Consider the following 5245-nt stretch of genomic DNA (forward strand, 5'->3'; position numbering starts at 1 on the left):
GTTCGACCGAGAGGTAGTGCGTTCGCGCCGGGTCGCCAAGCAAAAGCGCAAAGCCAAAAAGCACCCGGGGGCGCATCGCGCTGCCGGGTGTTGGCCTCCAGGATCTCTTTACAGCTCTTGCCTCGAAGAGGCTTCGGCGTCCTGGTCGGCTTTCGCGAAGGATACTCGTCGCGGAAATTCAGCGGCTCTAGACAGGAAAACGGCAGCGGAGTCAAGGCTTGGGCCCGGATCCGGCCAAAACGCCGCGATTTTGGCGGCTCACCCGGAGCTCTGTCCGCTCGTTCCCACCCTCAGCGGCGAACGCCGATGCAAAAGCAGCAGCATCGTCAAAAGCGTGCTGACGATGCCGATCGCGGCGATGAGGACGGCGTCGAGATTGGTCCAGCCGGGACCTTCGAGCGGCTTGGCATTGAGCAGGGCGAAGCCATTATAGCCCTCCTGGTGCGAGATCAGCAGGAAACCGGTCAGATTGTTGCCGAGATGAGCGCCGAGACCGGCGCCGAGATTGCCGGTGACATGGACCAGAAGCGTGAGCAGCAGGGCAAAGGCGCCGATCGAGACCAGGACGCAGGCGTTGATGGCAAGCGTCGAGTCCGAGTTCCAGTGCAGCGAGGTGAACAGCAGCCCGGGCAGCAGCGCCCAGATCAGCGGGCTCTGGAAACGATAGGCGAGGCCGCGCAGCAGATAGCCGCGGAACAGTATTTCTTCCGACGAGGTCTGCAGGAAAGCGAGCAGCACGATCGGGATGAGGAAGAGCAGCCAGGACGACAACGCGATCGGTCCGCGCGCGATCTCCGGCTGCAGCCAGTAGAGCAAGACCTCGGAGAAGAGCGAGGTGATCAGAACCGCGACCAGGCCCTTGAGGAAATCGCCGCCCGCGATACGTCGGCTGGCGCCGAAGAGCGCGGACAGCGGCTCGCCATGCACGAAGCGCATCGCCACCCACAGGCCGGTCCAGATGCCGGCGAAGGAGGTCAGCGCGCTCAGGATTCCGGTGGGCGATGCCAGGAAGTCCTGCATGTAGCGCCCGGTCGAGGGGCCGGGCAGGCGCCAGACGATGTAGACATAGGTGCCGGCAAACAGCACCAGGGCCGTCATCGCCATCCAAAAGGCGATGACGATCGCCGTGCCGAAGAACAGGCGCGGCAAATTGGTCCTTTCGTTCGGCGAGCGGCGATAGCCCTCGAAGGCGGCATTCTCGATCGTCACGCGGCTCCCCTGCCGAAGGCTTTCCACCACATCGGTCTAGGAGATCGGCAGTTACCACGCAATTACCGCCCACGCGGGTTGCTGCGTGCAGAGTCTAAAAACGGCCGCCATCGCTGGCGGCCGCTCTTCTCATGGCGATCAAGCCCGATCAGCGCATCACATAGACGATGCGCCGCGTGCCGGGATCGACCAGCGCGGGCTGGTTGTTCACATAGACATAGCGATACCGGTAGTCGGGGATCTGGCGCAGCTCGACCGTGTCGGGCAGCGTGGCGCCGGTCACCACCTCGCCTTCGAGATAGACCGGATCGACCCGGTGCGTGGTGACATAGGTGCCGACCTCGGCCGGCGGCCTGCCGATCGACTCTATGGCGTCGTCGTTGGAGACGATGGCGCCGGTGTAGCTGTCGGTTGTGTAGACATCATCGGCCGGCGGCGGCACCACGGCGATTTCGGCGTCGGCCGGGCGGCGGGTCACGACGACGCGGCTGCCGCCGAAATCGCCCGTCACATAGTCGGAATAGACCCAGCCATTGCCGCCCGCCTCCGCGATCGTGCACCATTTGCTGTTCTCGATGCAGCCCGTGAGCGTGGCGGACTGGCCGGCGGCCAGCACGCCGATAACGGGATATTGCGGGCCGGGGCCGGCGCGCACATTGAGGTCGGCCACCGCCGAGACGGCGGTGTCGGCCAGGGCCGTGCCCGACATGGCGAGCAGCGCGCCGGCAAGCGCCGGAAACAAGACGCGGTTCATGGTTTCACTCCGTTTTCAAAACGCTCCCTCGGGCTCGGAAACGAAACCAAAGCTTATGCGTTCCGGCTAACATGCCTTTCGGCCGCTCACGAATTGTTCCACGGTTTTTCGGCATCCCCGTCAAAAGCGCGTGAGCGGGCGTAAGTATTTTCCGGGTCCCCGGCGGCATTTCCCGGACTATTTCGCCGCGAGTCGGGTGGATGGACCCGCCGGTCCGGGCACCGAGAAGGCCGGGCAAAGTCCGGCCGCTTGCAGCGCTTGCGCCGCGCCAAGCCCCGCCGAACGGCGCCGATGATCACGACATCGACGCGTTTCATGAGGCAAGCCCGCCACACCTGACGGCCGATCGTAGGCAAATTGCCCTTCTTTCGCCGGTGTCGGGTGCCACGTCCCCCGCGGGGGCGGTGACAACCAGGCGTTTCGCTGGCAAATTCGCAACCGGGACGTGATTCAAGGCAACCAGGAGAAGGACATGGCATTTTTTGCCAAAGGAAGGATTTTCGCGGCCGCCGCGGCGGTGGTGGCGATGCTTGGGCTGGCGACGGGGGCTGAAGCCGCGGCCAGCTGCGGCAAGAACGGCGCCGGCTTCGACGCCTGGAAGCAGGACTTCGCCGCCGAGGCCAAGGCCAACGGCGTCGGCCAAAGAGGGCTTTCGGCGCTGGCCGGGGCGACCTATGCGACAAGGACGATTGCCGCGGACCGCGCCATCCACAAGGCCTTCAGCGGCTCGGTGGAGGCCTTCATGAAGCGCCGCGGCGCGTCCACCATCATCTCGCGGGGCCGCTCGCTGAAGAAGGCGAACGCGGCGATGTTCGCCAATATCGAGCGGACCTATGGCGTGCCGCCGGGCGTGCTGCTCGCCATCTGGGGCATGGAGACCGGCTTCGGCGCCTCGATGGGCAACCAGAACACCGTGTCGGCCATCCTGACGCTCGCCTATGACTGCCGCCGCCCCGATTATTTCACCCCGCATGCCATCGCGGCGCTTAAGCTCGTCGATCGCGGCGCGCTGAGCGCCTCCTCGGTCGGCGCCATGCATGGCGAGATCGGCCACACCCAGTTCCTGCCCGGAAACGTGCTGAAATACGGCGTCGGCAGCGGCAATTTGCGCGACCGCAACACGGCGCTCGCCTCGACCGCCAACTTCCTCAAGGCTCATGGCTGGCATGCCGGCGCGAGCTACGAGGCCAATATGGGCGCGATCGCCGGCTGGAATTCGGCCAGCGTCTATCAGCAGGCCATCGCCCGCATTGCCGAGGCGATCGACGCGGATTGATCTTGAATCGCTATCGACCAAATCAGCCTGGCCATGCGCCAGGCTTTTTTGTCCTGATGGCCTGAGCGACCTGCCGCGACAGTCGTTCCGTCGTCATTCCAGGGCGGAGCAAGGAGCGGAGCGACGCGCGCAGACCCTGGAATCCATGCCGTTACGCCAAGGCGTTGCTGCGGTTACAGAATTCTACACCGTTGCACGCTGCGCAGAGGTCACGGCATGGATACTCGGGTCAAGCCCGAGTATGACGACGTCACCGGGATTTCGGCCAATCGCCAACGTTGTTGCCTGAAGCGGCTGCTCGACCACGGCCACCTTCGGCCACAGCGCGTTTTCACCAGTGTCGAACCCAACCTGCATGCGCCGCTGGCGGGCATCTCCCCCTCGAGGGACCCGCAAGAGGGAGATCGGCGGCTTCAGCCCTTGCGGTTTCTCGCCGCCAGCGTCCGCAGCCGCAGCCCATTCAACCGGATGAAGCCTTCGGCGTCCTTCTGGTCATACGCGCCGCGGTCGTCCTCGAAGGTGACCAGCGCATCGGAATAGAGCGTCTTCTTCGACTTGCGGCCGGTGACGATGACATTGCCCTTGTAGAGTTTCAGCCGCACCGTGCCTTCGACGTCTTCCTGGCTCTTGTCGATCATCGCCTGCAGCATGACGCGCTCGGGCGAGAACCAGAAGCCGTTGTAGATGAGCTCGGCATAACGCGGCATGAACTCGTCCTTGAGGTGCGCCGCGCCCCGGTCGAGCGTGATCGATTCGATCGCGCGGTGGGCGGCGATCAGGATGGTGCCGCCGGGGGTCTCGTAGACGCCGCGCGACTTCATGCCGACAAAACGGTTCTCGACGAGGTCGAGGCGGCCGATGCCGTTGTCGCGGCCGAGGTCGTTCAGCGCCGCCAGCATCGTGGCCGGCGACAGTTTCTTGCCGTTGAGCGCGACCGGATCGCCCTTGAGGAATTCGATCTCGATCTCGGTGACGACATCGGGCGCGTCCATCGGCGAGACGGTGCGCTGATGCACGAATTCCGGCGGCTCGCTCCACGGATCCTCCAGCACCTTGCCCTCGGAGGAAGAGTGCAGAAGGTTGGCGTCGACCGAGAAGGGCGCGTCGCCGCGCTTGTCCTTCGGCACCGGGATCTGGTGCTGCTCGGCGAAGTTGAGCAGATCGGTGCGCGACTTGAACGACCAGTCGCGCCATGGCGCGATGACCTTGATGTCCGGGTTCAGCGCGTAAGCCGACAATTCGAAGCGGACCTGGTCGTTGCCCTTGCCGGTGGCGCCATGGGCAATGGCGTCGGCGCCGGTCTCCCTGGCGATCTCGACCAGATGCTTGGAGATCAGCGGCCGGGCGATCGAGGTGCCGAGCAGATAGGTGCCTTCATAGACGGCGTTGGCGCGGAACATCGGGAAGACGAAGTCGGCGACGAATTCCTCGCGCACGTCCACGATGCGGATATCCTTGATGCCCATCATCTCGGCCTTGCGGCGCGCCGGCTCCAGCTCGCCGCCCTGGCCGAGATCGGCGGTGAAGGTGACGACCTCGGCGCCGAGCTCGGTCTGCAGCCACTTCAGGATGATGGAGGTGTCGAGGCCGCCGGAATAGGCGAGCACGACTTTCTTGACGTTCTTGGTCTTGGACATTTTTGGCGGTTCCGCGGGAAAAGAGCTTCGCGGGCGAGTATCACGGCCCTTCCGGGCGGCGCAAGAGACGAACGGCCGCGTGCTATAGCCCAGCCTGGGCCAGATGTTTGTCCCGGCAGATGCTGGCAGCGGCCGGAGGGCCGCGTTATACGCTGCGAAATCTTTTCCCAGGACCGCCCGTATGTCCTTCATTCCCGACACTTCGACGCTGATCCAGTTCGCCATCGCCACCGTCATCCTGGCAATCACGCCCGGGCCGGACATGACGCTGTTCGTGTCGCGAACGCTGAGCCAGGGCCGCGCCACCGGCTTCGCCTCGATGGCCGGCGCGCTCTGCGGCACGCTGATCCACACCACGCTGGTGGTGGT

At 64.8% G+C, this 5245-nt stretch carries 4 protein-coding genes and 1 pseudogene; 2 read left to right on the forward strand and 3 right to left on the reverse strand.

What is annotated here, in order from left to right; translation table 11 throughout:
- Positions 1 to 258: 258 nt before the first annotated feature.
- Both EOD07_RS21380 and EOD07_RS21385 read right to left on the reverse strand, forming a co-directional pair.
- On the reverse strand, positions 259 to 1209 hold the full coding sequence (locus tag EOD07_RS21380; RefSeq protein ID WP_127236879.1) for a CPBP family intramembrane glutamic endopeptidase: 951 nt from the start codon (positions 1207 to 1209) through the stop codon (positions 259 to 261).
- Between the two features lie 148 nt (positions 1210 to 1357).
- The gene (locus EOD07_RS21385) at positions 1358 to 1963 is read right to left on the reverse strand and encodes a DUF1236 domain-containing protein (protein WP_127236880.1); all 606 of its coding nucleotides are present in this window, start codon (positions 1961 to 1963) and stop codon (positions 1358 to 1360) included.
- Positions 1964 to 2435: 472 nt separating this feature from the next.
- Between EOD07_RS21385 and EOD07_RS21390 the strand changes: the two genes are divergently transcribed.
- Positions 2436 to 3239: a lytic transglycosylase domain-containing protein gene (locus EOD07_RS21390; protein WP_127236881.1), complete on the forward strand. Its 804-nt coding sequence runs from the start codon at positions 2436 to 2438 to the stop codon at positions 3237 to 3239.
- A gap of 413 nt (positions 3240 to 3652) precedes the next feature.
- Here EOD07_RS21390 and EOD07_RS21395 read toward each other — a convergent pair whose 3' ends face one another.
- Complete coding sequence (locus tag EOD07_RS21395) at positions 3653 to 4876, reverse strand: argininosuccinate synthase (protein ID WP_127236882.1); 1224 nt, start codon at positions 4874 to 4876, stop codon at positions 3653 to 3655.
- 181 nt (positions 4877 to 5057) lie between these two features.
- On the opposite strand from EOD07_RS21395, the pseudogene EOD07_RS21400 reads away from it, so the two are divergent.
- Positions 5058 to 5245, forward strand: a pseudogene (locus EOD07_RS21400) (LysE family translocator); the annotation flags it as partial.

The organism is Mesorhizobium sp. M2C.T.Ca.TU.002.02.1.1, assembly GCF_003997225.1.

Coding starts and splice junctions, on each gene's coding strand:
- EOD07_RS21385 (WP_127236880.1), bottom strand. CDS start 1,963: ATGAACCGCGTCTTGTTTCCGGCGCTTGCCGGCGCGCTGCTCGCCATG.
- EOD07_RS21390 (WP_127236881.1), top strand. CDS start 2,436: ATGGCATTTTTTGCCAAAGGAAGGATTTTCGCGGCCGCCGCGGCGGTG.
- EOD07_RS21395 (WP_127236882.1), bottom strand. CDS start 4,876: ATGTCCAAGACCAAGAACGTCAAGAAAGTCGTGCTCGCCTATTCCGGC.